The organism is Streptomyces sp. JH002 (assembly GCF_050916115.1).
Lineage (GTDB): Bacteria > Actinomycetota > Actinomycetes > Streptomycetales > Streptomycetaceae > Streptomyces > Streptomyces xiamenensis.
Genome location: NZ_CP087989.1, coordinates 3,973,653 through 4,000,419, shown reverse-complemented (window position 1 = coordinate 4,000,419; position 26,767 = coordinate 3,973,653). Strand labels below are relative to the sequence as shown.

Below are 26,767 nucleotides of genomic sequence, written 5' to 3'. Positions count from 1 at the left end.
TCCGGGTCGCTCACGCCGGGACCGGGGCCGCGGCGGCCGCCCCGGGCGCCGTCGTACCGGCCGCTTCCGGCGCCGCCGCGGGCTTCGTGCCGCGGCGGCTCTTGAGGAGGATGACCAGGGCGGTGCTGACGGCCGTGCCCGCCGCGATCGCGATCAGGTACAGGAACGGGCTGCCGATCAGCGGGACGACGAACACCCCGCCGTGCGGCGCCCGCAGCGTGTTGTCGAAGGCCATGGTGAGCGCGCCGGTGACCGCGCCGCCCGCCATCGCGGACGGGATGACCCGCAGCGGGTCGGCGGCGGCGAACGGGATGGCGCCCTCGGAGATGAACGAGGCGCCCAGCACCCAGGCGGCCTTGCCGTTCTCCTTCTCCGTCTTGGTGAAGAGTTTGCCGCGCACGGTGGTGGCCAGCGCCATGGCCAGCGGCGGGACCATGCCGGCCGCCATCACGGTGGCCATGATCTTCAGGCTGGTTTCGCTGGGGTCGGCGACGGCGATGCCGCCGGTGGCGAAGGCGTAGGCCACCTTGTTGACCGGGCCGCCGAGGTCGAAGCACATCATCAGGCCGAGCAGCACGCCCAGCAGGACGGCGTTGCTGCCGCTGAGTCCTTCCAGCCAGTCGGTGAGGCCGGACTGGGCGGAGGCGATGGGCTTGCCGATGACGATGAACATCAGGAAGCCGACGATCGCCGACGAGAGGAGCGGGATGACGACCACGGGCATGATGCCGCGCAACGGGGCGGGTACGTTGACCCGCTGGATGGCTCTCACCACCGCGCCCGCGACGAGGCCGGCGGCCAGGCCGCCGAGGAATCCGGCGTCGATGGTGATGGCGATCGCGCCGCCGACGAAGCCGGGGACGAGTCCTGGCCGGTCGGCCATGCCGTAGGCGATGTAGCCGGCGAGTACGGGGATGAGGAAGCCGAAGGCGGCGCCGCCGATCTGGAAGAGCAGGGCCGCCCAGCTGTGGGCCTCGGTCCAGACGAAGTGGTCGGCGACGGAGGGGGCGTCGCTGATCTCGTAGCCGCCGAGCGCGAAGCCGAGGGCGATCATCAGACCGCCTGCGGCGACGAACGGCACCATGTAGCTGACGCCGGTCATCAGCCACGTGCGCAGCCGGGTGCCGAAGCCGTCGCCGTTGTCGGCGGATTCGCCGGTCCGGTCCATGGGGGCCGTGGTGGGGGCGCCGGCGGGGGTCTCGGCGGCGCGCCGTCGGGCCTCGGCGATGAGTTCGGCGGGGCGGTTGATGCCTGCCTTGACCCCGACGTCGACGGTGGGTTTGCCGGCGAACCGGTCCCGTTCCCGTACCTCCACGTCGTGGGCGAAGATCACGGCGTCGGCGGCGGCGATGACGGCGGGGTCCAGGCGTTCGAAGCCGGCGGAGCCCTGGGTCTCGACGTGGATCCGTACGCCTTCGGCCTGGGCGGCCCGTTCGAGTGACTCGGCGGCCATGTAGGTGTGGGCGATGCCGGTGGGGCAGGAGGTGACGGCGACGATCCGGAACGGTTCCGCCCCGTCCCTGTCGGTGCCGCTGTCCGCCGCGTCGTCCGCCGTCCCGCCGGTCTCGTGCGACTCCCCCGGCGCCTCGTCCGTGGTGTCGGCGTCGGCGTCGGTGGCCTCGGCCTGCGGGTCCTCGCCCCGGATCAGGGCCGCCGCCCGCGCCGCCGAGGTCTCGGCGCGCAGCGCGTCGGTGAACTCCGCCCGCATCAGGTCGCGGGCCAGCGCGGACAGGATGCTGAGGTGGTCCTGGTCGGCGCCGGCCGGGGCGGCGATGAGGAAGACGAGGGTCGCGGGGCCGTCGGCCGCTCCGAAGTCGATGCCCCGCGCGCTGCGTCCGAAGGCGAGCGTGGGCCGGGTGACGTGTGTGCTGCGGCAGTGGGGTATGCCGATGCCGCCTTCGAGCCCGGTGGGCATCTGGGCCTCGCGGGCGGCGACGTCGGCGAGGAAGCCGTCCAGGTCGGTGACGCGTCCGGCGGCGACCATGCGGCGGGCCAGGGCCCGGGCCGCTTCGTCCTTGGTGCCGGCGGTCAGGTCGAGGTCCACCAAATCAGCGGTGATCAGGGGAGTGTTCATCTCGTGGCTCCATCGAGGGGGCGGTCCAGCGGTACGTCGGTGGTGACGGTCACCGTCTCCGGTCGCAGGTCGTCGGGGGTGGGCATGACAGAGCCCGGGAGTTGTACGGCGGCGGCGCCGTGGGCCAGTGCGGCGGCCAGGGCGGCGGGGCCGGTGCCGCCGGCGGTGAGGAAGCCGGCGAGTGAGGCGTCCCCGGCGCCGACGTCGCTGCGGACGGCGGTGACGTGGGCGCTGCCGAAGTGGGTGCCGCTGTCGTCGACGAGCAGTTGTCCGGTGGCGCCGAGGCTGGCGAGGACGGCGCGGGCGCCGGCGGCGCGCAGTTCGCCGGCGGCCTTGACGGCGTCGCCGACGGTGGTCAGGGGGCGGCCGACGGCTTCGGCGAGTTCCTCGGCGTTGGGCTTGATCACGTCGGGGTGTTCGCGCAGTGCGGCCAGCAGCGCGGGTCCCGAGGTGTCGAGGGCGATGCGGGCGCCGGCCCGGTGGGTGCGGGCGACGAGGTCGGCGTACCAGTGGCTGCCGACTCCGCCGGGGAGGCTGCCGCAGCACACGGTCCAGCGTGCTCGGCCGGCGTGCCGGCGGGCGGTTTCCAGCAGGGTCTCGGTCTCGGCGGCGGTCAGCCGGGGGCCGGCGGCGTTGAGTTTGGTGAGGGTTCCGTCGGGTTCGGCGATGGAGACGTTGACGCGGGTGGAGCCGGCCACGGGGACGCCGATGACGTCGACGCCGAGTCCGGTGAGCAGGTCGGCGAGGAGCGCGCCCTCGGCGCCGCCGAGTGGCAGGACGGCGGTGGTGGGGACGCCCGCGGCGGCGACGGCGCGGGAGACGTTGACGCCTTTGCCGCCGGGGTCGACGCGATCGGTGCCGGCGCGCAGTACGGCGCCGCGTTCCAGGGCGGGGATCTCGTAGGTGCGGTCCAGGCTGGGGTTGGGGGTGATGGTGAGGATCATGCGCGGACGACCTCCGTTCCCTTGTCCTCGATGGCGCGTGCGGCGTCGTCGCCGAGGCCGGTGTCGGTGATGAGCAGGTCGACCTGTTCCAGGGTGCCGAACCGGGCGAAGTGGTCTTCGCCGTACTTGCGGGAGTCGGCGAGGAGGACGACGCGGCGGGCGGCGGAGATCTGGGCGCGTTTGACGGCGGCTTCGGCGAGGTCGACGGTGGTGAGTCCGGAGTCGGTGCCGAAGCCGTTGGTGGCGAGGAAGAGGACGTCGGCGGTGATCTCGCCGTAGGCGCGCAGCGCCCAGGCGTCGACGGCGGCGCGGGTGCGGTGCCGGACGCGGCCGCCGACGATGTGGAGTTCGATGCCGGGGTGGTCGGCGAGGCGGGTGGCGAGCGGCAGGCCGTGGGTGACGACGGTGAGGGCGGCGTCCGGGGGGAGGGCTGCGGCGAGGGCGGCGGTGGTGGTGCCGGCGTCGAGGATGATGCTGCCGTCCTGGGGCAGGTGGTCCAGGGCCGCGGCGGCGATGCGTTCCTTCTCGCCGACGGCGGTGCTCTCGCGTTCGCTGAGGTCGGGTTCGAAGTCGAGGCGGCCGACGGGGATGGCGCCGCCGTGCACGCGGCGCAGGAGTCCGGCGCGGCCGAGGGCGTTGAGGTCGCGGCGGATGGTTTCGGCGGTGACCTGGAACTCGTCGGCGAGCGCGAGGACCTCGACCCGGCCGCGTTCGCGGGCGAGGTGGAGGATGGCCTGCTGCCTCTCCGGTGCGTACATCTGTGTTTGCGTCCGTTCTACGCCCGAACATGTGGTTTCGGCGTCAGATTACGTGCGCACTGCCGGAAAGTAAACAGATCCGGAAACGAACGGACCCCCGTGGCCACGATGGCTACGGGGGTCCGTACGAACGGGAGGTGTCCGCCGGTCAGTGCGCCAGCACCGGAACCGGCTCACCCTCCCGGCCCTCACCGGCGGCGTCCTGGCCCCGCGCGGCCGAGGCGCCCTTGCCGTTGATGAGCACACCGGCGATGGTCGCGGACAGCAGCAGGATGCCGAACGCCCACCAGATGCCCCGGCTGAACCCGTGCACCTGGCCCTCCAGTGCCAGCAGCCCCTGGGCCTGCTCGCTCATGCCCACCTGGGTACGCGCCGCGAGGTAGGAGGTGGTGGCGGAGGCGGCGATGGTGTTGAGCAGCGCCGTGCCGATGGCACCGCCGACCTGCTGCGAGGTGTTGACCATGGCGGAGGCGATCCCGGCGTCGGCCGGCTGCACCCCGCCGGTGGCCAGCTGCATGGCCGGCATCATCGCGGTGCCCAGGCCCAGGCCGATCAGCACCATCGCGGGCAGGATCAGCAGCGGGTAGGAGGTGTCCATCCCGATCTGGGTCAGCAGCAGCATGCCGACGGCGGCGACGAGGTAGCCGGGCACCATCAGGTGGCGCGGCGGCACCCGCAGCATCAGCCGGGTGGCGATCTGCGTCGAGCCGGTGATCATGCCCGCCACCATCGGCAGGAAGGCGACGCCGGTGACCACCGGCGAGTAGCCCTTGATCAGCTGCATGTAGAAGGTGAGGAACAGGAACAGGCCGAACATCCCGATCACCGCGATGCCGGTGGCCGCGTACGCGCCGCCGCGGTTGCGGTCGAGCACCACGCGCAGCGGCAGCAGCGGGTGCGCGACCCGTGCCTCGACCGCCACGAACGAGGTCAGCAGCACGACAGCGGCCACGAACATGCCGATGGTCACGCCGTCGCCCCAGCCCGCTTCCTCGGCACGGCTGAAGCCGTACACCAGGGCGACCAGGCCGCCGGTGGCCAGGAGGACACCGGGCAGGTCGAGCGGGGAGCGGTTGCGGGAGCCCTCGGGCTCCTTGATCAGCGCGATCGCGCCGACGATGGCGACGATGGCGAAGGGGATGTTGACGTAGAAGGTCCAGCGCCAGTCGAGGTACTCGGTGAGCACCCCGCCCAGCAGCAGGCCGACGGCACCGCCGGCGCCCGCGATGGCGCCGAAGATGCCGAACGCCTTGGCGCGTTCCTTGGCCTCGGTGAACATCACCGTGAGCAGGGAGAGGGCGGCCGGGGCCAGCAGGGCGGCGAAGACGCCCTGGAGGGCGCGGGAGGCGAACAGCAGGCCGGAGTTCTGTGCCGCGCCGCCGAGGGCGGAGGCCAGGGCGAAGCCGACCAGTCCGGTGATGAAGGCGTTGCGCCGGCCCCACAGGTCGGCGATGCGGCCGCCGAAGAGCAGCAGCCCGCCGAAGGCGAGGGCGTAGGCGGTGATGACCCACTGACGGTTGCCGTCGGACAGGGCGAGGTCCTCCTGGGCGGAGGGCAGGGCGATGTTGACGATGGTGGCGTCCAGGACGACCATCAGCTGCGCTATGGCGATGAAGGTCAGGATGCGCCAGCGGCGCGGATCGAGCGCGCCGGGGGCCGGGCTCACGGATGCTTCCGGTGGCATGGGGCAGTTACCTCACGTTGTGATTCTCGGTAAAACCTGGGCAAAGAGGACCCGGCTGGGCGCACCGGGTCCGGTGGTGTCGTGACGGGGTGGATCAGATGAACTCGTCTTCGAGGTCTTCCACCTGGGCGGCGGTTCCCGGGAGCTCGGAGCGCGCCGGGGCACGCAGTCCGTCCAGGAAGATCTGGAGATGGCGGCGGGCCAGGATTTCACCGCCGGAGCAGCGGGTGCCGGGCAGCGGGCGGGTGAGCCGGCTGATGGCGATCAGCAGGTCTCCCGCGCCCACGTCGTGGCGCAGCTGGCCCGCCTGCTGGGCCCGTTCCACGAGCCGGCCGCAGACGTCGAGCAGGCGGTCACGGCTTGCGGTCAGCCGCTGGTCGTCCGGGTCGATGCTGACGCCGATGACGGGACAGAGCGCGCCGATGCGCTCGTCGGTGGAGCCGAGGACGGTCCGGCGCAGTGCCTCGAAGGGGTCGCTCTCCTCTTCCAGGGCGCGCTGTGCGCGCTCGGTGATCCGGTCGTTGACGTAGAGCACCACGTGGTAGAGGAGCGATTCCCGGTCGGGGAAGTGCCGGTAGAGGGTGGCGTTGCCGACGCCGGCCTGCCGGGCGATGTCGTCCAGAGGGGCGTCCTTGCCGTCGGCGACGAAGGCGTCGCGCGCGGCGGCCAGGATCCGCTCCCGGTTGCGCACGGCGTCCGCGCGCAGCCGGGGCGGCCGGGTCCGTGCCGCCGTGGCGCACTGGCTCGTCATGGTCGCCGCCTTCTGGTGCCGGGGTGATCGGGCAAGTGGGGACTGGCTCCCCGCTTGGACATACGGAAGTCAAAACGGGGAAGCCCTCCCCGGTTATTTCGGCTCCCGCTGTGCCGTGGGTCACAGCGCCGCGGGCATGGCCGTCCTCCCGCGAGGGATAATGGGCCACATCAGGTGATGTGTGCATAAAACACCCTCTGGAGGTGTGTGATGACCCTCCTTCCCGTTACGGCCGGGGTGGACGGCTCGGCGGAGGGTTCGGCCGCCGCCCACTGGGCCGCCGAAGAGGCGGTACGGCGCGGGCTGCGGCTGCGGCTGGTGCACGGCTGGGGCCTGGCCTCGCCCCTGGAGCCGGTGGTGGACCGGGCCAGCGACGAGCAGCGGCGGGCGCAGCGGCTGCTGCGCGAGGCGCAGGAGGCGCTGCTGGAGCGGCACCCGCGGCTGAACGTGTCCCTGGAGGCGCTGGCGGACGGGCCGCGGACGGCGCTGCTGGACGTCTCGCACGACTCGGAGCTGCTGGTGCTCGGCTCGCGCGGGCTCAGTCCGCTGGCCGGGTTCCTGCTGGGCTCGGTGAGCGGCCACATCGTGGGGAGCACCGCGTGCCCGGTGGTCGTGGTGCGCTCGTCCGGCGGTACGGCAAACGGCGACCCCGGCGGTGATGCCGAGGTGGTGGTGGGGCTGAAGCATCTGGATCGGCCGGACGAGGCGCTGCTGGAGTTCGCGTTCACCGCGGCGGCCGGGCGCCGGGTTCCGCTGCGGGTCGTGCACGCGGGCGAGGAGCACGACACGGCGGTGGGGGCGGCCGTGGCGCGCTGGCGGGCGGCCCATCCACAGGTGGTGGTGGTCGAGACGGCGGTGGCGGGGAGCGCCTCACCGGTACTGCTGGCGGCGGCGGCCGACGCGGCGCTGGTGGTCGTGGGGCGGGGCCGCAGCCGGGTGGGCCCGGTGGTGCACGGTCTGCTGCATCACGCGCACAGCCCGGTGGCGGTCGTCCCGCGCTCCTGAGCACCCCCGGCTCGCGCCCGGCGTCCCGCGCCCGTACCCGAGCGGTACGGGCGCGTCCGTGCGGTCCGGCGGCCCCGGAACGCGCCGATGCCCGGCGAGGGGCGCCGGGCAGCACTGAAGCCAAGGGCCCCCACCCGGTGTTTTACTCCCGGGCCCTCGATGCTGTGCACCTTCTCCACTTCATCGAGGTGGTCCTTGGCTCCAGTTCCAGCATGCCACCCCATACGGCATAACGCTACATATGGGGCAGATTTCTCAGATCGCCGCCGCGGAGAGCCGCCGCAGCGCCAGATCGGCGTACAGCGCCGCGCCGTCCGGCAGGACGGACTCGTCGAACACCGCCAGCGGCGAGTGGTTGCTGGGCGCCGTCTCCGGGTCGGCGCCCAGCGGGGTCGCCCCCAGGAAGATCATCGCCCCGGGCACCGCGTCGATCACCCGTGAGAAGTCCTCGGCCCCCAGGCTGGGGTTGTCCATCGGCGCGAACCGCTCCTCCCCCAGCAGCTCCCGCACCGCGTGCGCCGCGAAGTCGGTCTCCGCGCGGTCGTTCACCGTCACCGGGTACTGCTCGGAGAAGACGGCGTCCACCTCCACCCCGTACGCCGCCGCGATCCCCTGGCACACCGCCACCGTGCCGGCCCGCAGCCGCTCCAGGTTCTGCGGCGAGAAGCAGCGGATTGTCGCCTGGAACTCGGCGGTGTCCGGGATGATGTTGGTGGCCGTGCCGGCGTGGAACGTGCCCACGGTCAGCACGACCGGGTCGAACACGTCGAAGGTCCGGGTGATCCAGGTCTGCAGCGCGCCCACCATCTCGGCGGCCGGCGGGATCGGGTCCTTCCCCCGGTGCGGGGAACTGCCGTGCGCGCCCGCGCCCCGAACCGTCACCGACAGGACGTTCGAGGAAGCCATCTGCGGCCCGCCGCGCGCCGTGAACACCCCGGCCGGCCAGCTGTGCGACATCACGTGCAGCGCGTACGCGGCCACCGGGGGCTGCCCGGTCCCCGCCGCGTCCAGGACGCCCTCGGCCAGCATCTGCCCGGCGCCGTCGTAGCCCTCCTCGCCCGGCTGGAACATGAAGATCACATTGCCGGCGAGCCGGTCCCGCCGCGTGCTCAGCAGCTGGGCGGCGCCCGCCAGCATGGTGGTGTGCAGATCGTGGCCGCAGGCGTGCATCCGCTCCACCGGGGCGGCGAAGTCCAGGCCGCTGCGCTCGGCCAGCGGCAGCGCGTCCATGTCACCGCGCAGCAGCACGGTGGGCCCGGGCAGCGCGCCGCGCAGCACGCCGGTCACCGAGCTGAGGCCCTGCCCGGTGGTGATCTCCAGCGGCAGGCCCTCCAGCGCCGTGAGCACCGCCTCCTGGGTACGGGGCAGGTCGAGGCCGACCTCGGGGATGGCGTGCAGCGTGCGGCGCAGCTGGGTCAGCTCACCGGCCAGCGCGCCGGCGTCGTCGGTCAGGGAGGCACTGCTCGTCGTGGTGGTCATCGTTCGCGGGGCTCCTTCGGTGCTGTGCCAGGTGATGCGGGACGTGCGGGAGAAGCGGGGTCGTCGTCGACCCGGATCACGGGGGTGAGGATGGTCGCGTTGCCCTCCGGCTCGGTGGACGCCTTCCCGGCGCTGTCGCTGATTCTGATCAGCAGCGCGACCAGCAGGAAGTTCGCCACCGTCGAGGAGCCGCCCTGCGCCAGGAACGGCAGGGCCTTGCCGGTCAGCGGGATCAGCCCCGTGACGCCGCCCGCCACCACGAAGACCTGGAGCGCGATGACCGTGCCCAGACCGGCCGCCAGCAGCTTCCCGAACGGGTCGGTCACCGACAGCGCGGTCCGCAGCGCCCGCTCGATCAGCAGCACGTACAGGAAGATCACCGCGGTGACCCCGGCCAGGCCCAGCTCCTCGCCGACCGTGGACAGGATGAAGTCGGAGCGCCCCGCGAACCCGATCAGGTCCGGGTGCCCCTGCCCCAGGCCCGTCCCGGTGAGGCCGCCGGTGCCGAAGCTGAACAACGCCTGCGCCGACTGGTCCGAGATCAGGCCCGGCGGGCGCTGCTCGGGCGGCAGATAGATCGCCATCGGGTCCAGCCACGCCTGGACGCGGCCCTTGACGTGCGGCTGGGTCGCGGCCACCAGGACCGTGCCGCCCACCGCCATCAGCCCGCCCAGCACCACCCAGCTGGTGCGCTCGGTGGCGATGTACAGCATCACGATGAACACGCCGAAGAAGATCAGCGAGGTGCCCAGGTCACGCTCGTAGAACAGCACCACCAGCGAGACGCCCCACACCAGCAGCACCGGGCCGGCGTTGCGGCCGCGCGGCAGGGCCAGCCCGAGGAAGCGGCGGCCGACCAGGGCCAGCGCGTCGCGGTTGGCCATCAGATAGCTGGCGAAGAACACCACGATCATGACCTTGACGAACTCGCCCGGCTGCAGGGAGAGCGGGCCGAGGTTGATCCACCGCTTGGCGCCGTACATGTCGGCGCCGAAGAACGCCGGGGCCATCAGCAGCAGCAGCGAGATCGCCATGCCGACATAGGTGTAGCGGGCCAGCAGCCGGTGGTGGCGCAGCACGACGAGGACGGCCACGAGCAGGCCGATGCCGATGACGGTCCAGGTGGCCTGGTTGGCGGCGACGGGCTCGGAGCCGTACCGCAGGGCGTAGGAGTGGTCCAGGCGGTCCATGAGGATCAGCCCTAGCCCGGAGAGCATGACGGTGACCGGCAGGATCAGCGGGTCGGCGTGCCGGGCGAAGCGGCGTACCGCCAGGTGGGCGGCGAGCGCGGCGCCGCCCAGACCCGCGGCGTACGCGGGCAGGCCGGTCGGTACCGCGTCGTACAGGGCCAGTCCCGCGGCGGCGTGCCCGGCGGCGCAGATGAGGACGGCGAACAGGATCAGCACCAGTTCGGTGTTGCGGCGGTGCGCGATCCACCGTCCGATGTCGGCGCGCGGATTCCCGCCGCCGTCCGCGCCCCGCCCCTTGCGCCCCATGTCCCTGTCCCGCCCCGCCCCTGGTCGCCGTGGTGGCTGCTCGCCTTTTCGCCGAACTTACCCCGGGTGATGCCCCCAGGTCACCAGCGGGTGACGCGTACCTGGTGGGAGCCGTCGGGGTGGGCGGCGAGGACCTCGACGCGGATCCGGGCATCCTCGTCGGTGAAGGTTTCGCCGGGGACGAAGGGGGCGTCGGTCAGCTCCGCGGTGACCTGCGGGTCGGGCAGCGCCTGGCAGCCGGGCGAGCCGGGGGTGGCGTCCTCCACCCGGACGGGGCCCTGGCCGGTGGGGACGGCGGCGTCCACCCGGGATATGAGGACACCGGGGCGGCACACGACGCGGTCGAGTTCGCCGCGGGCGCGCACCTCGACGGCGATCGCCTCGCTGTCCCCGGTGCGCAGGGCGAGCAGCTTCAGCCCGGTGGCGGGATCGGAGACCGGCCGCAGCAGATGGTCGCTGACCCCGGCGCCGCCCGGGACGCACACCACCTCGTGGGGCAGCAGCCAGCCCAGCTTCCACTTGTGCCAGGCCAGGAAGTCGTTGGTGGGTCCCCAGTCCTGTTCCATCACGTCCCAGTGGCCGGCCAGCAGCGGGGCGCTGTCCTGGCCGGTCCAGTACAGGTCGGGCAGGCCGAAGGCGTGGCCGTTCTCGTGCACCAGGACCCGGTAGGGGCTCTCGCCCGGCTGGCGGCTCCAGATGAAGCTGACGTTGGAGAGCGTCCCGGAGGAGGTCTGGGCCAGCGGGCGGCCGGGGAAGGACACGGAGAGCACCTTCTCGGTGGCGGGCGGGCCGGCGTTCGCGGTGGCCAGCACGTTGACCAGGTCGTACGCGGACAGGTCCAGGCCCTCGCCGTCGAGTGCGGCGGCGATCTCCGTCAGCAGCCGGTTGTAGCCCTGCGGGTCGTCCGGGTGCCAGCCGGCGCCGCGGTCGATGCCGTACGCCTCGAAGGGCTGGGACATCCGCAGCCAGCGGTGGACGGGTTCGGCCCGGTAGTCGAGCCGCCCGTAGGAGCTGGTGGCGAAGTACTCGCTGGTGGCCGGGAAGAACTCGGCGAACCGTTCCTGCGTCGTCCCGCGCGCCTCGGAGCCGGGGAAGTCGATGAACACGGTGAGGGCGGTGACGACGCCGGTGGTGGCGCTGTAGCCGGGTGAGGTGGGCATGCCGACGCTGAGCCCCTCGTGCTCGGCGGGCGCGCAGGAGCCCTCCACCGCGGCGGCGGCGCGCAGCAGGTGGGCGGGGAGTACGGAGGCCGTGCCCGGTGTTGAACCCATGACCAGGGCAAGGGATCCGCCGACGGCGATGAAGGCTCGCCGGGGGCGGCTGGGTATGTGGGGCATCTCGCTTCTCGCCCTTCCCCGCCGGGCGGCCGCCCGGGGTGCGGGCGGCGGCGGTGGCGGTCCGGTCGGAGGTGGAGGCCGGTTGGGAATCCACCTTCGGCCGCGAAAAGGGGGGCCGCGCGCCGAATGACGCATCCGGGTGGCGGGCACTCGCGCAACCATCGGAGGGCGCCGTTCGTCTTCACCGACGTGGGGGTGAGCACGGGTGAGGTGCGACATGGGGTACCGGACAAGATCACAGACCCGTCGTGGGCGGGCAGGATACTGCATCGGCAGAAAAAGATGCGCTGCTTGGGAATTCTGTCCGGATTCCCGTCGTTGATTCGTTACGGACGCGGGAGGCGAGGGGGCATCCCAGGCGTCCGGGTTGACCAGTGCGTCAATCGAACAGCATTCGATCACTCGCAAGGGAGCACGTATGGCAACCCGTGCCGTCGCCCGACGTAAGGACACCGTGGAGGGTGCCGAGTCGACGGGCAGTGTCCGGTCCAGTGCAGGCGGCGATGCCACCGAGCGCGATCTCGTGGGGATGTATCTCGATGAGATCGCCCGCACCCCGCTGCTGGACGCGGCGAAAGAGGTCGAGCTGTCCCTCGCGATCGAGGCGGGGCTGTTCGCGGAGCGTCTGCTGAACGGCGAGGAACCGCCGGTGACCCAGGGGCCCGCCGCCGACATCACCCACGACGAGCTCGAGGCGATCGTGGCAGCCGGCGAACGTGCCAAGGACGTCTTCATCCGCTCCAACCTGCGCCTGGTGGTCGCCGTCGCACGGCGCTACCCGCGCAGCGGCCTGCCGCTGCTCGACCTGATCCAGGAGGGCAACGCCGGCCTGGTGCGGGCGGTGGAGAAGTTCGACTACAGCAAGGGCTTCAAGTTCTCGACGTACGCGACCTGGTGGATCCGGCAGGCCATCACCCGCTCGATCGCCGACCAGTCGCGCACCATCCGGCTGCCCGTCCACCTGGTGGAGGAGCTGGGCCGGATCCGGCGCGTGCAGCGGGAGTTCAACCGCGAGCAGGGCCGGGAGCCGGAGCCCTCGGAGGTGGCGGCCGAGCTGGGCTCCACACCCGAGCGGGTCCAGGACGTCCTGGACTGGGCGCGCGACCCGGTCTCGCTGAACATGTCGGTGGACGACGAGGGCGAGACCCAGTTCGGCGACCTGCTGGAGGACACCTCGGCGGCATCGCCCGAGCAGTCCGTGCTGGTGATGCTGCGCCGCGAGGGTCTGGAGGACCTGATCGGACGCCTCGACCAGCGGACCGCGGCCATCATCCGCGCCCGCTACGGCATCGAGGACGGCCGTGAACGGACGCTGACGGAGGTCGGCAAGCAGCACGGCCTCACCCGTGAGCGCATCCGGCAGATAGAGAAGCACGCCCTGCTGGAGCTGAAGAAGATGGCCAGCGATTCCGGATTCGACGCCGCCGCGTAACAGCGCCCGCCGATCGCGGCACGACAACGCGGCCACCGGCGAGCAAGGACCGGGGTCCCGGCGGGAAACCGCCGGGACCCCGTCACGCGTGGGGGCCCGGCACGCTCAGCGCAGCAGCCCCGCACCGTGCAGTTCGTCGAAGACCAGCCGCGTGACGGCGGAGACCCGCTCGCGATCCGCGTACCCCAGCCAGATCAGCTCCTCGATCTCGCTGCTGGGCGCGAGCGTTCCCTCGTACTCGGCGGTGTAGCAGGTCATGCGCACCGTGGTGCCGGAGTCCTTGCCGTGCGCCGGTGCTTCGAAGGTCCCCGCGTGCACCGCGCCGGCCGGGTCGATGGAGACGGTCAGCTCCTCGGCGATCTCGCGCACCAGGGTCTCGGTGTCGCTCTCGCCCGGCTCGCGCTTGCCGCCGGGGAGATAGCAGGTGTCCTTGCCCCGGGAGCGCGCGCCCAGGACCTTCCCGTCCTCAAGACGCAGCCATGCGACCTTGTCGATGATGGTCATCGTCGTCCGTTTCCCTGGTGGATGTCTCGGTCCCGGCGGCGCGGGCGGTGCCATCCTCCCCGATGCCCCACCGCGCGGCACGGGCGGCCCGCCCACCGGGCCGCGGGTCAGGCGGTGGCGGCGGCCCAGTACGCGCCGGTCGGGTAGGTGTAGGCGGCCACGCTCTCCTCGTGCATCCGCGCGCTGTACCCCGGGGCGGACGGCAGGACGTACGCGCCCTCGCGCACCACGCACGGGTCGGTGAAGTGCTCGTGCAGGTGGTCGACGTACTCGGTGACCCGGCCCTCCAGCGATCCGGACACCGCCACATAGTCGAAGACCGACAGATGCTGGACCAGCTCGCACAGCCCGACGCCGCCCGCGTGCGGACAGACCGGCACGCCGAACTTCTTCGCCATCAGATACACCGCGATGATCTCGTTGACACTGGCGAGCCGGGCCGCGTCCAGCTGGCAGAAGTCGATCGCCTCCGCCTGGAACATCTGCTTGAACAGCACCCGGTTCATGCCGTGTTCCCCGGTCGCCACCCCGATCGGCGCGACGGCGCGGCGGATCGCGGCGTGGCCGAGGATGTCGTCCGGGCTGGTGGGCTCCTCGATCCACAGCGGCTTGAACTCGGCCAGCGCGCCGACCCACTCGATGGCCTGCGGCACGTCCCACACCTGGTTGGCGTCGATCATCAGCTGGGCGTCCTGGTACCCGATGACCTCCCGGGCGATGCGCAGCCGCCGGACGTCCTCCGCCAGGCTGCCGCCCACCTTGAGCTTGATGTGCCGGTACCCGGAGTCCACCGCCTCCTGGCACAGCCGGCGCAGCTTGTCGTCGGAGTAGCCGAGCCAGCCGGCGCTGGTGGTGTAGCAGGGGTAACCGGTGCCGGACAGTTCGGCCACCCGCCGCTCGCGGGTGGGGGCGAGTTCGGCGAGCAGGCCGATCGCCTCCTCCCGGGTCAGGACGTCGGACAGATAGCTCAGGTCGGCGACGTCGACGAGTTCGGCGGGGGTCATGTCGGTGAGCAGCCGCCACAGCGGCTTGCCGGCGACCCGCCCGGCGAGGTCCCACACGGCGTTCATCACGGCGGCCAGCGCCAGGTGCTCCACACCCTTGTCGGGCCCGAGCCAGCGCAGTTGGGAGTCGGACTTCAGCTCGCGGTACGTGCCGCCGAGGTCCGCCACCACCTCCTCGACGCTCCGCCCGACCAGCGGCCGCCCGCGCAATCGCGCCGCGAGCACGCAGATGTCGTTGCCGCGCCCGATGGTGAACGTGAAGCCGAACCCGGACAGCTGCGGGTCATCGGTCCTGATGACGACGTACGCGGCGGAGTAGTCCCCGTCCTTGTTCATGGCGTCCGAACCGTCCATGGTCGCCGAGGTCGGGAACCGGACATCTGTCGCGTCGACACTGACGATCGTGGTCATCGCTCCTCCACACTCGCGGGTACGGATCCGACGAAGCATAGATCCGCCGCCGCCAAGCCGTCCCCGCCCACCCGCTACACTGACCGCGGTGGCGACCAGCCGTCCCGCCTCCGTAGCTCAGGGGATAGAGCACGGCTCTCCTAAAGCCGGTGTCGCAGGTTCGAATCCTGCCGGGGGCACAGCTCATGAGCGGCCGTCGGCCGCCGCGCCCGGATCGTGGGCGCGCGGGCCGCGCGGCACCGCCCGAACGGCGGAGATTGACCGGCACCCGGGCGGGTTACCCATGTTCTCCGGGTCCGTCCCGGAGCGGGTTCCGGGACGGACGCAGCAGACGACACCCCGCGGGCGCCATGGACCTTCCCATCCTCCCGCTGGCCATCACCATGATGGCCGGCCCCCAGATCATCTCGGCGATCATCTTCGTCACCGTTCCCCGCGCGGCACGGATCTCGCTGGCCTTCCTGTGCGGCGTGGCTCTGGCCGTGACGGTCGGCGTTCTGGTGATGCTCCTGGTGGCCCATCTGCTGGGCAACGCCGTGCACTTGGGCAGTGAGTCCGACAAGGGCTCGGTCGGCAACATCATCAAGTACGTGCTGGTGGGGCTGCTGGCCCTGCTGGCGCTGAAGAACTGGCGCGGCCGGGAGAGCGCCGAGCCGCCCAAGTGGCTCGGCACGCTCATGTCGGCCGATGCCGGGCGGGCGTTCACCGTGGGGCTGCTGGTCATCGCGCTGATGCCGTCCGACCTGATCGTCCTGCTGACCGTGGGCGTTCATCTGCAGCAACGGCATTCCGGGTTCGCCGCCGCCCTGCCGTTCATCGTGCTGACGGTGCTGATCGCCGCGCTGCCGCTGCTGCTGCGTTCGCTCTTCCGCCGCCGGGCGGAGACCGCCATGCCGGCCGTGCGGGACTGGATGAACGGGCACAGCTGGCTGATCAACATCGGCGTCTGCGTGCTCTTCATCGTGCTGGTGCTGTCCGGGGCGTGAGGCCGCCGCCCGGCGCCGTCACCCGGACGGCCCCCTTGCGGTGGTCAGGGGCGGGTGCCGGGAGGGACCTTCGGAGCATGGAGCCATCACCGCATTCCACCGGGCCGGCCGGGGGCGGTCCCGGGGGCCGCTCGCCCGGCCCCGCCGAAGCGCGCTCACTGTGGGCCGACGGACTGGTGCTGTTCGCCGCCATCATGCTGGTCATCGCCGGAATCATGGACATCCTCCGGGGTTCCATGGCGCTGGCGAAGAACCAGATCTTCATCACGACCCCGGACTACGCGTTCCAGATGAGCCTGACGCGGTGGGGCTGGATCAACCTCATCCTGGGGATCGTCGCCGTCCTGGTCGGTCTCGGCCTGTTCCGGGCGGCGCTGTGGGCCCGGGTCGCCGGGGTGGTGATCGCCGGCCTGCTGATGCTGGCGGCCTTCCTGACGATCCCCTACTACCCCTTGTGGTCCGTGGTGCTGATCGCGCTGTACGCGTTCGTGATCTGGGCCCTGTGCGTCGTACGGCCGCCCCGCCGGGAGTGAACGCCGGGTTCCGGCCCCGCGCGGCCTGCCCGGGGCGCGCGGGGGGCCGGGGCGTCAGCCGGCAGCGGGGCGCGCCACCGGCGCCACCTCGGCGACCACCGCGGACGCCCGCGGCCGCGGCACCCCGGCCGAGATCAGCGTGGCCACCGCGACCTGGGTCCCGTCGTCCACCAGTTCCCCGGTGTTGACCGTCTCCAGCAGGGCCAGCGTCATCGCCTCGAGCGCGGCGCTCAGCGCCGCCGGCGGCAGCGGGGAGTGGAAGACGCCCTCCCGCCGCCCGCGCTCCAGGACGGAGCGCACCGCGTCCCTGGCCGGCGCGAGGATCACGGCCACCCGCTCGGCGCCCAGGTCCCGGCGGGCCAGCGCCAGCAGCAGCCGGTAGCGGTCCCCGATCGGCCACATGCCGAACACATGGTGCGCCAGCGCCTGCTCGGGCGGCCCCGCCACCCGCTCGGCCCCGGCCGCCACCGCGCCGCGAATGGCCTCGGCCGCCTCCTCGGCCAGCGCCTCCAGCAGCGCCGCCCGCCCCGGGAAGTGCCCGAACAGGGTGCGCCGTACGACCCCCGCGGCCTGCGCCAGCTCCTCCAGCGTCACATCGGGGTTGCGCCCCAGCTCCTGACGGGCCGTGGCCAGAATGCGCGCCCGGTTGGAGCGCGCGTTGCGGCGCTGCGGCGGAGGGCGCCGCCCGGACGGGGTCAGGGGAAGGGCCACCGGCTCGGACACGGCATCCACCTCGGCGCAGTCACGGAACGGGTACCAACGACCCACCTATGGTGACACGGCCCGGGTACCCCTCCGCCGGCTCAGAACAGCCGGCCCGCGCGCTCCTCGGGCGGCTCCTCCAGCTCCAGCAGGAAGCGTTTGCGCTCCAGCCCGCCCGCGTACCCGGTCAGAGCGCCGCCCGCGCCCACCACCCGGTGGCAGGGCACGATCACCGAGATCGGGTTGCGGGCGTTGGCCGAACCGACCGCCTGCGACAGCGACACCTCGCCCAGTTCCCGCGCCAGTTGCCCGTAGGTACGCCGCTCGCCGTACGGGATCTCCACCAGCAGCCGCCACACCTGGCGCTGGAAGTCGTTGCCGCGCGGCGCCAGCGGCAGCTCGAAGCGGGTGAGCCGGCCGGCGAAGTACGCCCCGAGCTGCTCGCGCACCGCCTCGAAGCCGCCCGCCACACGCGGCCCCAGGGCGGCGAGGGGCGGCATCCGCAGGTGGCCGGGGAAGTACAGCCCGGTCAGCGCCCCCGTCTCCTCGGCGACCGCCGTCAGCGGCCCGACCGGGGAGTCGATGACCGTGTGCACCACCGGCTCGCTCACCGCCGCACCGCCACGCTGTGCTCGTCCAGCCGGTGCGCCCGCACCCACTCCTCGTCCACGCTCACCCCGAGCCCCGGGCCGGAGGGGATCTCGGCCCGGCCCCCGGCGGCCGGCCGGATCGGGTCGGCCAGCACGCCCTCGCGCAGCGGATTGTGCCCCCGGTCGAACTCGAAGATCAGGGGCTCACCGGTGCCCGCGCCGTACGGGACGTCGGGCACCGCCGACAGCAGCTGGAGGGTGGCGGCCTGCGCCACGCCCGTGCCCCAGCAGTGCGGGGACAACCGGAGGTTCCAGGCGGCGGCCATGGCGCGGATCGCCTGGGCCTCGGTGAACCCGCCGCACTTGGCGACGTCCGGCTGCACGATGTCCAGCTGCCGCCCGGCGATGGGCTCGCGGAAGCCGTAGCGGGTGTACAGCGCCTCGCCGCCGGCCAGCGGCGGGAGGGCGCGGGCCGTGGCGGCGGCGCGCAGTTCGCGATAGCCGGCGTGGTCGTGCGGCGGCACCGGCTCCTCGACCCAGTACGGGTCCAGGTCGTGCAGCCGCTCGATGGAGCGGCGGGCGGAGGCGGCGGTGGCGTTGGTGTTGTAGTCGACCATCACCAGCCCGGTGTCGCCGAAGACCTCCCGGGCCACCTGGGTGCGGGCCCGGTCCTCGGCCGGGGAGAGACCGATCTTGATCTTGACCGCGCGGAACCCCTCGGCGGCGTTCCGCGCCAGTACGGCGCGCAGTTCGCCCAGGTCACGGCCGGGGGTCACGTAGCCGCTCGACGCGTACGCGGCCACGCTCTCCCGCAGCCGCCCGCCGAGCAGGTCGCCGACCGGCACGCCGAACGTACGGGCCTGGGCGTCCCACAGGGCGATGTCCAGGCCGCTGAGCGCCGCGACGTGCGGGCCGCCGGTGGTGTGGTGGTAGCCGGTGGACAGGGTGTCCAACAGCCGGTTCTCCCGGACGGCCACCGGCTGTCCGAGCAGCGCGGCGCCGAACTCGGCGAGGAACGGCGCGACCCGGCGCGGCGGCCCGAAGGACTCCCCCCAGCCGTGGACCCCGTCCGAGGTGGTGACCTTGACCAGCGTCGCCACCCGGCGGTCGCCCGGCGCCTTGGCGGTGCCGTAACCGCCGTCCGGCAGCGCAGACTCCAGCGGGAAGGTCTCCACCGCGGTGACCACGGGCCGGTCGGGGCGGCTCACTCGGGGACCTGCTGGAAGCGCCAGCGGTGCACGGGCCGGTGCAGCAGACCGGCCGGCGGGTCGGGGAGTTCGGCGGGGCCGGTGCTCTCCCACCAGGTGATGACCAGTACCCGGTCGGCGGCGGCCGTGAACGTCTCGCGGCGGGCGGGGGCGGGGTCGAGCGCCTGCTGCCGTACCCAGGCGAGCAGTTCGGCGCCCCTGCCCTCGGCGGCCCGCGCCTCCCACATGAGAGTGGTGGTCGTGGTCACGCCTGGCCCCCGTACAGGTTGGCGGCGCTCAGCTCGTGCACATGCGTGTGGGCGTCGGCGTGCGCGTGGGGGTGGGCGTGCGCGTGCCCGGGGATGTGGGTCTCCGTCACGGGCAGCGAGGAGTCCGCGGGCAGATCCAGCCCGGAGGCGGGGCGGTTACGGGCCACCATCTCCGCGCCGAGCGCCGCCACCATGGCGCCGTTGTCCGTGCACAGCTTCGGCCGGGGCACCCGCAGCGTGATCCCGGCGGCGTCACAGCGTTCCTGCGCCAGCGCCCGCAGCCGCGAGTTGGCCGCCACCCCGCCGCCGATCATCAGATGGTCCACACCCTGTTCCTTGCAGGCCCGGACCGCCTTGCGGGTCAGCACATCGGTGACCGCCTCCTGGAAGGAGGCCGCCACATCCGCCACCGGCACCGGTTCCCCGGCCCGCCGCCTGGCCTCGACCCAGCGGGCCACCGCGGTCTTCAGGCCGGAGAAGGAGAAGTCCAGCGGCGCGTCCCTGGGGCCGGTCAGCCCGCGCGGGAACCGGATCGCCTCCGGGTCGCCGTCCCGCGCGTACCGGTCGATCACCGGGCCGCCGGGGAAGCCGAGCCCCAGCACCCGCGCCACCTTGTCGAAGGCCTCCCCCGCCGCATCGTCGATCGTCGCGCCCAGCGGCCGGACGTCACAGGTGATGTCGGGCGCCAGCAGCAGCGAGGAGTGACCGCCCGACACCAGCAGCGCCATCGTCGGCTCGGGCAGCGGACCGTGCTCCAACTGGTCCACGCAGATGTGCGAGGCGAGGTGGTTGACGCCGTACAGCGGCTTGCCCAGCGCGTACGCGTACGCCTTCGCCGCCGAGACCCCCACCAGCAGCGCCCCGGCCAGGCCGGGACCGGCCGTCACAGCGATGCCGTCCAGGTCGCTCGCCGCGACCCCGGCCTCCTTCAGCGCCCGCTCGACGGTGGGGACCATCGCCTCCAGGTGCGCCCGGCTGGCGATCTCCGGCACGACGCCCCCGAACCGGGCGTGGTCATCGACGCTGGAGGCCACCGCGTCGGCGAGCAGCGTGGTGCCGCGCACGATCCCCACGCCGGTCTCGTCGCAGGAGGTCTCGATGCCCAGCACGAGCGGTTCGTCAGCCATCTCTCTCTATCTCAGCTCTCGTCATGGTGGTCGTCGCCGGGCGCCGACCGGCGCATCACCAGCGCGTCGTGGTTGCCCGGCTGGTAGTAGCCGCGCCGGATGCCCAGCGGCTCGAAGCCGAACCGGGTGTACAGCCGCTGCGCCCGCGCGTTGTCCACCCGCACCTCCAGGAACACCTCGCCGCAGCCGGCCGCGCGGGCGGCGGACAGCAGGTCGGTGAGCAGCCGGGCGCCGAGCCCGGTGCCCTGGCGGGCGGGGGCCACCGCGATGGACTGCACGTCGGCCTGGTCCCCGGCCACGGCGAGACCGGCGTACCCGGCCGGGCTGCCGCCCGCCGGGTCCTCGGCCAGGACGTAGTGCCTGCTGCGCCGCGGGCCGGCGGTCAGCGCCAGCTCGGACCAGAACATCCCCGGGGTCCAGGCGTCCTCGGGGAACACCTCGCGTTCCAGGGCCAGCACCGGTTCGATGTCCCACCAGCGCATCGCGCGCAGGGTGACGGCTCTCCCGGTCATGGGGTGACGACCTTGTACCCGGCGGGCACCTGGGCGTCGGGGCGGCGCAGATACAGCGGACGCGGCGGCGCCGGCTCCTCGCCGGCGGCCAGCCGCTGGGCGGCGAGCGCGGCCAGGGCGCCGGCCGAGGCGTGCTGCGGCAGTTCGCGGCGCACGTCCGCGAAGGCGTCGGCGTACAGCACGGCTCCGGCTCCCACGGCGGGCAGCGCGGTGACCTCGGCGGGCAGTTCCCCGGCGCGGTCGACGGCGGGCCCGTCGACGCGGGTGCCGGTGGCGTCGTACCTCGCCCAGTACACCTCTTTGCGCCGGGCGTCGGTGGCCACCACGAACGGGCCGGTGAGCCCGGCGGCCCCGGCGGCGTGCGCGATGCCGTCCAGCGTGCACAGCCCGTGGACCGGTACGGAACGGGCCGCCCCGAGCGCGGCGGCGGTCACCAGACCGACCCGCAGCCCGGTGTAGGGGCCGGGGCCGTTGCCGACCACCAGGCCGGTGACCTCGCTGATCTTCCGCCCCGCGGTGGACAGGACGCGGTCCACGGCGGGCATCAGCAGCTCACCGTGGCGGCGGGCGTCGATCTGTTCCCAGGAGGCGAGCACCCGGCCCTCCCCGTACAGCGCGACGGTGACGGCGGGGGTGGCGGTATCCATGGCAAGCAGCAGCACGTCAGCAAGCGTACGGTCTCTCGCGCCCGGCCATGCTGCTGATAGCGTCACCACAGGTTTCACCGGATCCCGCGAAAGGCGGCAGCACCACTGTGGCGCGCAGTCACTCACGCTCCCGGCCAGGGCCCACCGTGGCCGCGCTCACCGTTCTGGCTCTCGCCGTGGTCGCTTTCTTCGCGTACCAGGCCAACGCGGCCCCGGACCGCCCCGGAGCGGGCGGCAAGCCGGATCCGACGCCGGTCGAGGAGATAGTGCCGGACAAGCCGTCCGAGACGGACGGGGCCGACGACGAGAACCCCGCGCTGCCGCCCGATTCGGGCGACGGGGTGCGGGTGGTCTACTCGCTGTCCGCGCAGCGCCTGTGGCTGGTGGCCGAGGCCCCCGACGGGCTGGGCGAGGAGGTGCTGCACACCTACCCGGCGCACCGCAGCACCGTCGACCCGGAGCCCGGCGCGTACCAGGTCACCCGCCGCGACGAGGCGATTCCCGGCTCGGACGGGGTGCCGATCCAGCACGTGGTGGTCTTCCACTCCGACGACGAGGGGATCGTCTTCGGCTTCTCGGCCGCCGTGGACGGGTCGCTGCCCGACCCCTCGGCACAGGCCCGCACCGGCGGCATCCGCCAGTCCCCCGAGGACAGCCCGCGGCTGTGGGAGTTCGCGGAGGTCGGCACCCCGGTGATCGTGGTCCCGTAGGCGGGCGCCGGTACGTGTCAGGCGGAGGCCCGGCGGGTCAGGCCCCGGGCTCCGGCCCGGTCAGCCCGACCCCGGCCCACCGCTCCCCGACCGGGGTGAGGGTGACGGTCCTGGCGTCCTCGCCGTCCTGGGCGATGGCGATGTGCAGCCGGTCGCCCGACAACTCCTCGACCCTGCCCTCGCCCCACTCGACCACGATCACGGACTCGGGGAGCGAGACGTCGAGGTCGAGGTCCTCCATCTCCTCGAGCCCGCCGCCCAGCCGGTAGGCGTCCACGTGCACCAGGGCGGGCCCGTCCCCCAGCGGAGGGTGGACCCGGGCGATGACAAAGGTCGGCGAGGTGACCGCACCGCGCACGCCCAGGGCCTCGCCGATGCCGCGGGTGAGCGTGGTCTTCCCGGCACCGAGATCGCCGCTGAGCACCAGCAGGTCCCCCGCGCGCAGCAGGGCCCCGAGCCGGCGGCCCAGCGCCGTCATCCGCTCGGGACCGTGAACGGTGATCCGGGTGCCCTCTCCGGCAGACGTCGTCATGCTGTGGATGCTACGCGCCGGCGGACAGATGGACGCGCGGCACCCGCGCCCCGATCCGGGTGACGATCTCATAACCGATCGTGCCGGTCGCCCGCGCCCAGTCCTCGGCGGTGGGCTCGCCGCTGTCCCCCGGCCCGAACAGGACGGCCTCGTCCCCGGCCTCGGCCAGGTCGCCGCCGAGATCGACCACGAACTGGTCCATCGCGACCCGTCCGGCCACCGTCCGCCACTTCCCGGCGACCAGCACGGGGCCGGTGCCGGAGGCGTGCCGGGGGATGCCGTCCGCGTACCCGGCCGGCACCAGGGCCAGGGTGGTCGCCCCGGGGGTGACGTACTGGTGGCCGTAGCTGACGCCGTGGCCGCCCGGCACCCGCTTCACCAGCGCGAGCCGGGCGCGCAGCGTCATCACGGGCCGCAGCCCGAGGTCGTGCGGCGTGCCCACCTCGGGGGAGGGCGACAGGCCGTAGACGGCGATGCCGGGCCGGACCAGGTCGTAGTGGGTGCCGGGCAGGGTGAGGGTGGCGGGCGAGTTCGCGAAGTGCCGCACCTCGGGCCTGATCCCGGCCCGCTCGGCGACATCGAGTGCCGTCCGGAACGCCTCCTGCTGGGCGGCGATGGAGGGGTGCCCCGGCTCGTCGGCGCACGCGAAGTGCGACCACAGGCCGGTGATCACGACGGTGCCCTCGGCCTCCGCCTCGCGGGCGGCGGCGACCAGGTCGGGCCAGTCGGCGGGCTGGCAGCCGTTGCGCCCCAGGCCGGTGTCCGCCTTGAGGTGCACCCGGGCGGTGCGACCGCAGGCCCGTGCCGCCGCGATGATCTCGGTGAGCGCCCAGCGCGCGCTCGCCGAGACGTCGATGTCCGCGTCGATGGCCTCCCGCCACGGCCCGCCGGGCGTCCACAGCCAGCACAGCAGCCTGCCGCGGTCCCCGGCCGCCCGCAGCGCCAGCGCCTCCTGCGGGGTGGCGGTCCCCAGCCAGGCGGCTCCGGCCTCACGTGCCGCGCGGGCGCAGGGCAGCAGACCGTGCCCGTAGGCGTCGGCCTTGACCACGGCCATCACCTGCGCGCCGCCGACCGCACGCTCGCGCAGCACGCGGACGTTGGACCGCAGCGCGGCCAGATCGATCTCGGCACGCAGCCGGGCACTTTCCGGCGGCATTTGGTCGCTCATAGGCTCAAGTGTCGCAGGAGAGAACGCCCGCTCTGCCGCAGACTGGGCCCATGAGGACCGCTTACCGCGTGGAGACCGTACGCGCCGCCGAGAGCGCCCTGATGGCCCGGCTGCCCGAAGGCACCCTGATGACCCGCGCGGCCGCCGGGCTGGCCGCCGCCTGCGCCACCTTGCTGACGAGCGCCACCGGGCGGCCCACCCGGGACCGGCCCACCCGCACCGCCCGGCTGTACGGCGCCAAGGTGGCCCTGCTGGTGGGCAGCGGGGACAACGGCGGCGACGCCCTGTACGCCGGCGCCCGGCTGGTACGCCGCGGTGCGGCCGTCACCGCCGTGCTGCTGTCGCCCGAGCGGGCCCACCCGGCCGGTCTGGCCGCCCTGGTCCGTGTCGGCGGCAGGGTTCTCACCCCCGCGGACACCTCGTCCGTCTCCTCTCTTCTGCGCTCGGCCGACCTGGTGGTGGACGGCATCGTCGGCATCGGCGGCCGGGGCGGGCTGCGCCCCGACGCCGCCCATCTGGCCCAGCGGGTGGCCGACGCCGGAGCCCCGGTGGTGGCGGTCGACCTGCCCAGCGGCGTCGACCCGGACAGCGGCGAGGTGAACGGTCCGGCCGTGCGCGCCGTGCTCACCGTCACCTTCGGCACCCTCAAGCCGGGTCTGCTGGTGGACCCGGCCCGGACCCACGCCGGCGAGGTGCACCTCGTCGACATCGGTCTCACCCCCCAACTGCCGGCTGTGCCGGAGCTGGCCGCCCTGGAGAGCGCCGACGTGGCCGCCCTGCTGCCCCGGCCCTCGGCCGAGAGCGACAAGTACCGGCGCGGCGTGGTGGGTATCGCCGCCGGCTCCGCCCGCTACCCCGGGGCCGCCGTGCTGTGCGTGGCCGGGGCCCTGCACGGCGGGGCGGGCGCGGTCCGCTACGCAGGACCGGCGGGCGATCACGTGCTCGCCCGGTACCCGGAGACGCTGGTCTCCTCCGGGTCCCCCCACCACGCCGGCCGGGTGCAGTCCTGGGTGGTGGGCCCAGGGCTGGGCGAGGAGCCGGCCGCCCGGGAGATCGTGGCGGAGGTGCTGGCCACCGAGGTGCCGGTACTGGTGGACGCGGACGGTCTGCGCGCGCTGGACCCCGACCGGCTGCGGACCCGCGAGGCGCCCACCCTCCTCACCCCGCACGCGGGTGAGGCGGCGGCGCTGCTGGGCACCACCCGGGAGCGGGTGGAGTCCGCACGGCTGGCGGCCGTGCGCGAGCTGTCCCAGCGCTACGGGGCGACGGTGCTGCTGAAGGGGTCCACCACCTTGATCGCCGGCCCCGATCCCCGGGGCCCGGTGCGCGCGAACCCCACCGGCACCCCCTGGCTGGCCACCGCCGGGAGCGGCGATGTGCTGTCCGGCCTGGCGGGCTCCCTCCTCGCCTCGGGGCTCCCGGCCCTGGACGCCGCCTCGGCGGCGGCCCATCTCCACGGCCTCGCCGGCTCGCTGGCGCCCGCCCCGCCCAGCGCCACCACCGTCGCCGCCGCCCTCCCCCGAGCCTGGGCCCGCGTCACCGGCACCGGCACCGGCACCGGCACCCACGGCACGGCCTCGCCCTCTCCATCAGCATTCCCCCTCCCCTGATTCCGCACGGACCGCCGGTCATCGGCCCCAGCCAGCCGATCCCCGACTCCCCTCCGTGACCGCCCCCTTGGCCGCCATGACCCAAGACTGCCCCACCCCACGCCACCGGCACACCCCTCACCAGCTCTTTTCACTCGAACTGGTGATCATCCCTCCGCGATGACCACCGCCGAGGCCACGCCCGCGTCGTGACTCAGCGACACATGCCACGAGCGCACGCCCAGCGCCTCGGCCCGCTCCGCCACCGTCCCCCGCACCCGCAACCACGGCCGCCCCGAGTCCTCCTGGCAGATCTCCGCGTCCGTCCACCGCAGCCCGCCCGGCGCCCCCAGCGCCTTCGCCAGCGCCTCCTTCGCCGCGAACCGCGCCGCCAGCGAGGCGATCCCCCGCCGTTCCCCGCTCGGCAACCACAACTCGGCCGTCACGAACAGCCGGTCGGCCATCTGCGGCGTACGCTCCAGCGACTCCCCGAACCGCGCGATCTCCGCCACATCGATCCCCACCCCGACGATCACGGCGCCACCACCACACCCCACCCGTCGGTGATCTCCCACCGCACCTCGTCGGACTCCCGCCGCACCAGCACCACCTGATCGCCCTTCACCACAACGCTCTCCACCGCCCCGTCCTCCCACACCCCGGCGCCCGAGGCCAGCCGCACCGCACCGTCCGCGGCCCCGACCACCAGCGGCACCCCGGCCGCCGCGCCGACCACCGTGTCCGGCTCATCGGCGTGCACCACCAGCGCCGCGAACCCGCCCGCCAGCACCCCCCGCACCTGCCGTACCGCCTCCACCAGTTCACCGCACGAGGAGAACGCCTCGGCCACCAGCCGCGCCACCACCTCGGCATCCGCCGCCGGCCCAGGCGTCACTCCCGCCACCGCGCCCGGCGCGCCTGAGCGCCCCCACAGTTCCTCCCGCGCCCCAGCGAGCGCCCCCGCGTCCACCGCCCCCGCCAGCACCACCGCCACCCGCCCGGCACCGTCAAGACCCGGCACGCCCCCCAGCCCGCCGATCCCGCACATCCCCGCCGGCAACGGCCGCCGCTCCAGCTCCTCCCGCAGCCTCTCCACCGCAGGTGACGGCCCACCCGGCCCACCCGGGCCGCCCCACGCCGCGCCGAGCCCTCCGTCCGCCGGCACCACGACCCCCGCCGAGCGCTCCGGACCCTCCGCCCCCACCGGCTCCCCGAGCCGTCCCAACCGCTCAAGGCCCCTCAGCAGTACACCCTCGGCCGACTGGCCCCCTGCCCCCGCGTACCCGACGATGCCGCACATGCGGGCAGAGTAGCCCGCCCCCGCGCCCCCGCCACG

General features: G+C 73.6%; 27 protein-coding genes and 1 tRNA gene. 7 read left to right on the top strand and 21 right to left on the bottom strand.

Annotated features, from left to right (window positions below; translation table 11 throughout):
* Positions 1-10: 10 nt before the first annotated feature.
* The 5 genes from H7827_RS18330 to H7827_RS18310 all read right to left on the bottom strand — a co-directional run bounded on the left by H7827_RS18330 (position 11) and on the right by H7827_RS18310 (position 6,211).
* Positions 11-2,074, bottom strand: coding sequence for a PTS fructose transporter subunit IIABC (locus H7827_RS18330; protein WP_432746572.1), 2,064 nt, complete (start codon positions 2,072-2,074; stop codon positions 11-13).
* On the bottom strand, positions 2,071-3,018 hold the full coding sequence (pfkB, locus tag H7827_RS18325; RefSeq protein ID WP_432746570.1) for a 1-phosphofructokinase: 948 nt from the start codon (positions 3,016-3,018) through the stop codon (positions 2,071-2,073). The genes H7827_RS18330 and pfkB overlap by 4 nt, the downstream gene beginning before the upstream one ends.
* Positions 3,015-3,776: a DeoR/GlpR family DNA-binding transcription regulator gene (locus H7827_RS18320; RefSeq protein WP_432746568.1), complete on the bottom strand. Its 762-nt coding sequence runs from the start codon at positions 3,774-3,776 to the stop codon at positions 3,015-3,017. Before H7827_RS18320 ends, pfkB begins: the two co-directional genes overlap by 4 nt.
* A gap of 148 nt (positions 3,777-3,924) precedes the next feature.
* Positions 3,925-5,460: an MFS transporter gene (locus tag H7827_RS18315; RefSeq protein WP_432746566.1), complete on the bottom strand. Its 1,536-nt coding sequence runs from the start codon at positions 5,458-5,460 to the stop codon at positions 3,925-3,927.
* 94 nt (positions 5,461-5,554) lie between these two features.
* The gene (locus tag H7827_RS18310; protein ID WP_432746564.1) at positions 5,555-6,211 is read right to left on the bottom strand and encodes a TetR/AcrR family transcriptional regulator; all 657 of its coding nucleotides are present in this window, start codon (positions 6,209-6,211) and stop codon (positions 5,555-5,557) included.
* A gap of 210 nt (positions 6,212-6,421) precedes the next feature.
* Between H7827_RS18310 and H7827_RS18305 the strand changes: the two genes are divergently transcribed.
* A complete protein-coding gene (locus tag H7827_RS18305; RefSeq protein WP_432746562.1) occupies positions 6,422-7,216 on the top strand; it encodes a universal stress protein in 795 nt (264 codons plus the stop codon).
* Positions 7,217-7,471: 255 nt separating this feature from the next.
* On the opposite strand, the gene H7827_RS18300 is transcribed toward H7827_RS18305, so the two are convergent.
* The 3 genes from H7827_RS18300 to H7827_RS18290 all read right to left on the bottom strand — a co-directional run bounded on the left by H7827_RS18300 (position 7,472) and on the right by H7827_RS18290 (position 11,528).
* Entirely contained in the window at positions 7,472-8,695 is a 1,224-nt protein-coding gene (locus H7827_RS18300) for a M20 metallopeptidase family protein (RefSeq protein WP_200366554.1), read from the bottom strand.
* Entirely contained in the window at positions 8,692-10,191 is a 1,500-nt protein-coding gene (locus tag H7827_RS18295) for an FtsW/RodA/SpoVE family cell cycle protein (RefSeq protein ID WP_432746560.1), read from the bottom strand. The genes H7827_RS18300 and H7827_RS18295 overlap by 4 nt, the downstream gene beginning before the upstream one ends.
* An 80-nt stretch (positions 10,192-10,271) precedes the next feature.
* Entirely contained in the window at positions 10,272-11,528 is a 1,257-nt protein-coding gene (locus H7827_RS18290; RefSeq protein ID WP_432746558.1) for a M6 family metalloprotease domain-containing protein, read from the bottom strand.
* 418 nt (positions 11,529-11,946) lie between these two features.
* On the opposite strand from H7827_RS18290, the gene H7827_RS18285 reads away from it, so the two are divergent.
* A complete protein-coding gene (locus H7827_RS18285; RefSeq protein ID WP_030736161.1) occupies positions 11,947-12,960 on the top strand; it encodes a sigma-70 family RNA polymerase sigma factor in 1,014 nt (337 codons plus the stop codon).
* Between the two features lie 105 nt (positions 12,961-13,065).
* Here H7827_RS18285 and H7827_RS18280 read toward each other — a convergent pair whose 3' ends face one another.
* Together H7827_RS18280 and H7827_RS18275 are read right to left on the bottom strand one after the other, a co-directional pair.
* The gene (locus H7827_RS18280) at positions 13,066-13,464 is read right to left on the bottom strand and encodes an NUDIX domain-containing protein (RefSeq protein ID WP_400012149.1); all 399 of its coding nucleotides are present in this window, start codon (positions 13,462-13,464) and stop codon (positions 13,066-13,068) included.
* Positions 13,465-13,571: 107 nt separating this feature from the next.
* Positions 13,572-14,879 (bottom strand): L-fuconate dehydratase, encoded by a 1,308-nt coding sequence (locus H7827_RS18275; RefSeq protein WP_432746555.1) that lies wholly within the window; start codon positions 14,877-14,879, stop codon positions 13,572-13,574.
* A 106-nt stretch (positions 14,880-14,985) separates the two neighbouring features.
* On the opposite strand from H7827_RS18275, the gene H7827_RS18270 reads away from it, so the two are divergent.
* The 3 genes from H7827_RS18270 to H7827_RS18260 all read left to right on the top strand — a co-directional run bounded on the left by H7827_RS18270 (position 14,986) and on the right by H7827_RS18260 (position 16,398).
* Positions 14,986-15,058 (top strand) — tRNA-Arg (locus H7827_RS18270).
* Positions 15,059-15,229: 171 nt separating this feature from the next.
* Positions 15,230-15,865 carry a GAP family protein gene (locus H7827_RS18265; protein WP_432746553.1) on the top strand — a complete coding sequence of 212 codons (636 nt, stop codon included), beginning with the start codon at positions 15,230-15,232 and terminating at the stop codon, positions 15,863-15,865.
* Between the two features lie 77 nt (positions 15,866-15,942).
* On the top strand, positions 15,943-16,398 hold the full coding sequence (locus H7827_RS18260) for a DUF7144 family membrane protein (RefSeq protein WP_386539803.1): 456 nt from the start codon (positions 15,943-15,945) through the stop codon (positions 16,396-16,398).
* Positions 16,399-16,452: 54 nt separating this feature from the next.
* On the opposite strand, the gene H7827_RS18255 is transcribed toward H7827_RS18260, so the two are convergent.
* From H7827_RS18255 to tsaB, 7 genes are all read right to left on the bottom strand, one after another.
* Positions 16,453-17,121 (bottom strand): TetR/AcrR family transcriptional regulator, encoded by a 669-nt coding sequence (locus H7827_RS18255; protein WP_432746551.1) that lies wholly within the window; start codon positions 17,119-17,121, stop codon positions 16,453-16,455.
* 80 nt (positions 17,122-17,201) lie between these two features.
* Positions 17,202-17,711: a methylated-DNA--[protein]-cysteine S-methyltransferase gene (locus H7827_RS18250; RefSeq protein ID WP_432746549.1), complete on the bottom strand. Its 510-nt coding sequence runs from the start codon at positions 17,709-17,711 to the stop codon at positions 17,202-17,204.
* Positions 17,708-18,898, bottom strand: a complete 1,191-nt coding sequence (locus H7827_RS18245; RefSeq protein ID WP_432746547.1) for a mandelate racemase/muconate lactonizing enzyme family protein — start codon at positions 18,896-18,898, stop codon at positions 17,708-17,710. Before H7827_RS18245 ends, H7827_RS18250 begins: the two co-directional genes overlap by 4 nt.
* Entirely contained in the window at positions 18,895-19,125 is a 231-nt protein-coding gene (locus H7827_RS18240; RefSeq protein WP_386539816.1) for a hypothetical protein, read from the bottom strand. The genes H7827_RS18245 and H7827_RS18240 overlap by 4 nt, the downstream gene beginning before the upstream one ends.
* 17 nt (positions 19,126-19,142) lie before the next feature.
* On the bottom strand, positions 19,143-20,273 hold the full coding sequence (tsaD, locus tag H7827_RS18235; protein ID WP_432746545.1) for a tRNA (adenosine(37)-N6)-threonylcarbamoyltransferase complex transferase subunit TsaD: 1,131 nt from the start codon (positions 20,271-20,273) through the stop codon (positions 19,143-19,145).
* Positions 20,274-20,284: 11 nt separating this feature from the next.
* Complete coding sequence (rimI, locus tag H7827_RS18230) at positions 20,285-20,785, bottom strand: ribosomal protein S18-alanine N-acetyltransferase (protein WP_432746543.1); 501 nt, start codon at positions 20,783-20,785, stop codon at positions 20,285-20,287.
* Positions 20,782-21,447: a tRNA (adenosine(37)-N6)-threonylcarbamoyltransferase complex dimerization subunit type 1 TsaB gene (gene tsaB, locus H7827_RS18225; RefSeq protein WP_375878600.1), complete on the bottom strand. Its 666-nt coding sequence runs from the start codon at positions 21,445-21,447 to the stop codon at positions 20,782-20,784. The genes rimI and tsaB overlap by 4 nt, the downstream gene beginning before the upstream one ends.
* A gap of 131 nt (positions 21,448-21,578) precedes the next feature.
* Between tsaB and H7827_RS18220 the strand changes: the two genes are divergently transcribed.
* Entirely contained in the window at positions 21,579-22,142 is a 564-nt protein-coding gene (locus tag H7827_RS18220; RefSeq protein WP_432746541.1) for a L,D-transpeptidase, read from the top strand.
* A 37-nt stretch (positions 22,143-22,179) separates the two neighbouring features.
* On the opposite strand, the gene tsaE is transcribed toward H7827_RS18220, so the two are convergent.
* Positions 22,180-22,674 carry a tRNA (adenosine(37)-N6)-threonylcarbamoyltransferase complex ATPase subunit type 1 TsaE gene (gene tsaE, locus H7827_RS18215; protein WP_432746539.1) on the bottom strand — a complete coding sequence of 165 codons (495 nt, stop codon included), beginning with the start codon at positions 22,672-22,674 and terminating at the stop codon, positions 22,180-22,182.
* A gap of 10 nt (positions 22,675-22,684) precedes the next feature.
* Complete coding sequence (alr, locus tag H7827_RS18210) at positions 22,685-23,842, bottom strand: alanine racemase (protein WP_432746537.1); 1,158 nt, start codon at positions 23,840-23,842, stop codon at positions 22,685-22,687.
* Between the two features lie 50 nt (positions 23,843-23,892).
* On the opposite strand from alr, the gene H7827_RS18205 reads away from it, so the two are divergent.
* Positions 23,893-25,452, top strand: a complete 1,560-nt coding sequence (locus H7827_RS18205) for an NAD(P)H-hydrate dehydratase (protein ID WP_432746535.1) — start codon at positions 23,893-23,895, stop codon at positions 25,450-25,452.
* A 146-nt stretch (positions 25,453-25,598) separates the two neighbouring features.
* Here the strand turns inward: H7827_RS18205 and H7827_RS18200 are convergent, their stop codons facing one another.
* Together H7827_RS18200 and H7827_RS18195 are read right to left on the bottom strand one after the other, a co-directional pair.
* Positions 25,599-25,967, bottom strand: coding sequence for a holo-ACP synthase (locus tag H7827_RS18200; RefSeq protein WP_386539812.1), 369 nt, complete (start codon positions 25,965-25,967; stop codon positions 25,599-25,601).
* Positions 25,964-26,731, bottom strand: a complete 768-nt coding sequence (locus H7827_RS18195) for a glucosamine--fructose-6-phosphate aminotransferase (protein ID WP_432746533.1) — start codon at positions 26,729-26,731, stop codon at positions 25,964-25,966. The genes H7827_RS18200 and H7827_RS18195 overlap by 4 nt, the downstream gene beginning before the upstream one ends.
* Positions 26,732-26,767: the final 36 nt, after the last annotated feature.

Bases quoted from the DNA above. Each gene is read 5' to 3' on its own strand.
- H7827_RS18195 (WP_432746533.1), bottom strand. From the start codon at position 26,731: ATGTGCGGCATCGTCGGGTACGCGGGGGCAGGGGGCCAGTCGGCCGAG.
- H7827_RS18280 (WP_400012149.1), bottom strand. From the start codon at position 13,464: ATGACCATCATCGACAAGGTCGCATGGCTGCGTCTTGAGGACGGGAAG.
- H7827_RS18330 (WP_432746572.1), bottom strand. From the start codon at position 2,074: ATGAACACTCCCCTGATCACCGCTGATTTGGTGGACCTCGACCTGACC.
- H7827_RS18300 (WP_200366554.1), bottom strand. From the start codon at position 8,695: ATGACCACCACGACGAGCAGTGCCTCCCTGACCGACGACGCCGGCGCG.
- alr (WP_432746537.1), bottom strand. From the start codon at position 23,842: ATGAGCGACCAAATGCCGCCGGAAAGTGCCCGGCTGCGTGCCGAGATC.
- H7827_RS18260 (WP_386539803.1), top strand. From the start codon at position 15,943: ATGGAGCCATCACCGCATTCCACCGGGCCGGCCGGGGGCGGTCCCGGG.
- H7827_RS18310 (WP_432746564.1), bottom strand. From the start codon at position 6,211: ATGACGAGCCAGTGCGCCACGGCGGCACGGACCCGGCCGCCCCGGCTG.
- rimI (WP_432746543.1), bottom strand. From the start codon at position 20,785: ATGACCGGGAGAGCCGTCACCCTGCGCGCGATGCGCTGGTGGGACATC.
- tsaD (WP_432746545.1), bottom strand. From the start codon at position 20,273: ATGGCTGACGAACCGCTCGTGCTGGGCATCGAGACCTCCTGCGACGAG.
- H7827_RS18315 (WP_432746566.1), bottom strand. From the start codon at position 5,460: ATGCCACCGGAAGCATCCGTGAGCCCGGCCCCCGGCGCGCTCGATCCG.
- H7827_RS18205 (WP_432746535.1), top strand. From the start codon at position 23,893: ATGAGGACCGCTTACCGCGTGGAGACCGTACGCGCCGCCGAGAGCGCC.
- H7827_RS18275 (WP_432746555.1), bottom strand. From the start codon at position 14,879: ATGACCACGATCGTCAGTGTCGACGCGACAGATGTCCGGTTCCCGACC.
- pfkB (WP_432746570.1), bottom strand. From the start codon at position 3,018: ATGATCCTCACCATCACCCCCAACCCCAGCCTGGACCGCACCTACGAG.
- H7827_RS18285 (WP_030736161.1), top strand. From the start codon at position 11,947: ATGGCAACCCGTGCCGTCGCCCGACGTAAGGACACCGTGGAGGGTGCC.
- H7827_RS18320 (WP_432746568.1), bottom strand. From the start codon at position 3,776: ATGTACGCACCGGAGAGGCAGCAGGCCATCCTCCACCTCGCCCGCGAA.
- H7827_RS18295 (WP_432746560.1), bottom strand. From the start codon at position 10,191: ATGGGGCGCAAGGGGCGGGGCGCGGACGGCGGCGGGAATCCGCGCGCC.
- H7827_RS18305 (WP_432746562.1), top strand. From the start codon at position 6,422: ATGACCCTCCTTCCCGTTACGGCCGGGGTGGACGGCTCGGCGGAGGGT.
- tsaE (WP_432746539.1), bottom strand. From the start codon at position 22,674: ATGACGACGTCTGCCGGAGAGGGCACCCGGATCACCGTTCACGGTCCC.
- H7827_RS18265 (WP_432746553.1), top strand. From the start codon at position 15,230: ATGGACCTTCCCATCCTCCCGCTGGCCATCACCATGATGGCCGGCCCC.
- H7827_RS18240 (WP_386539816.1), bottom strand. From the start codon at position 19,125: ATGTGGGAGGCGCGGGCCGCCGAGGGCAGGGGCGCCGAACTGCTCGCC.
- H7827_RS18290 (WP_432746558.1), bottom strand. From the start codon at position 11,528: ATGCCCCACATACCCAGCCGCCCCCGGCGAGCCTTCATCGCCGTCGGC.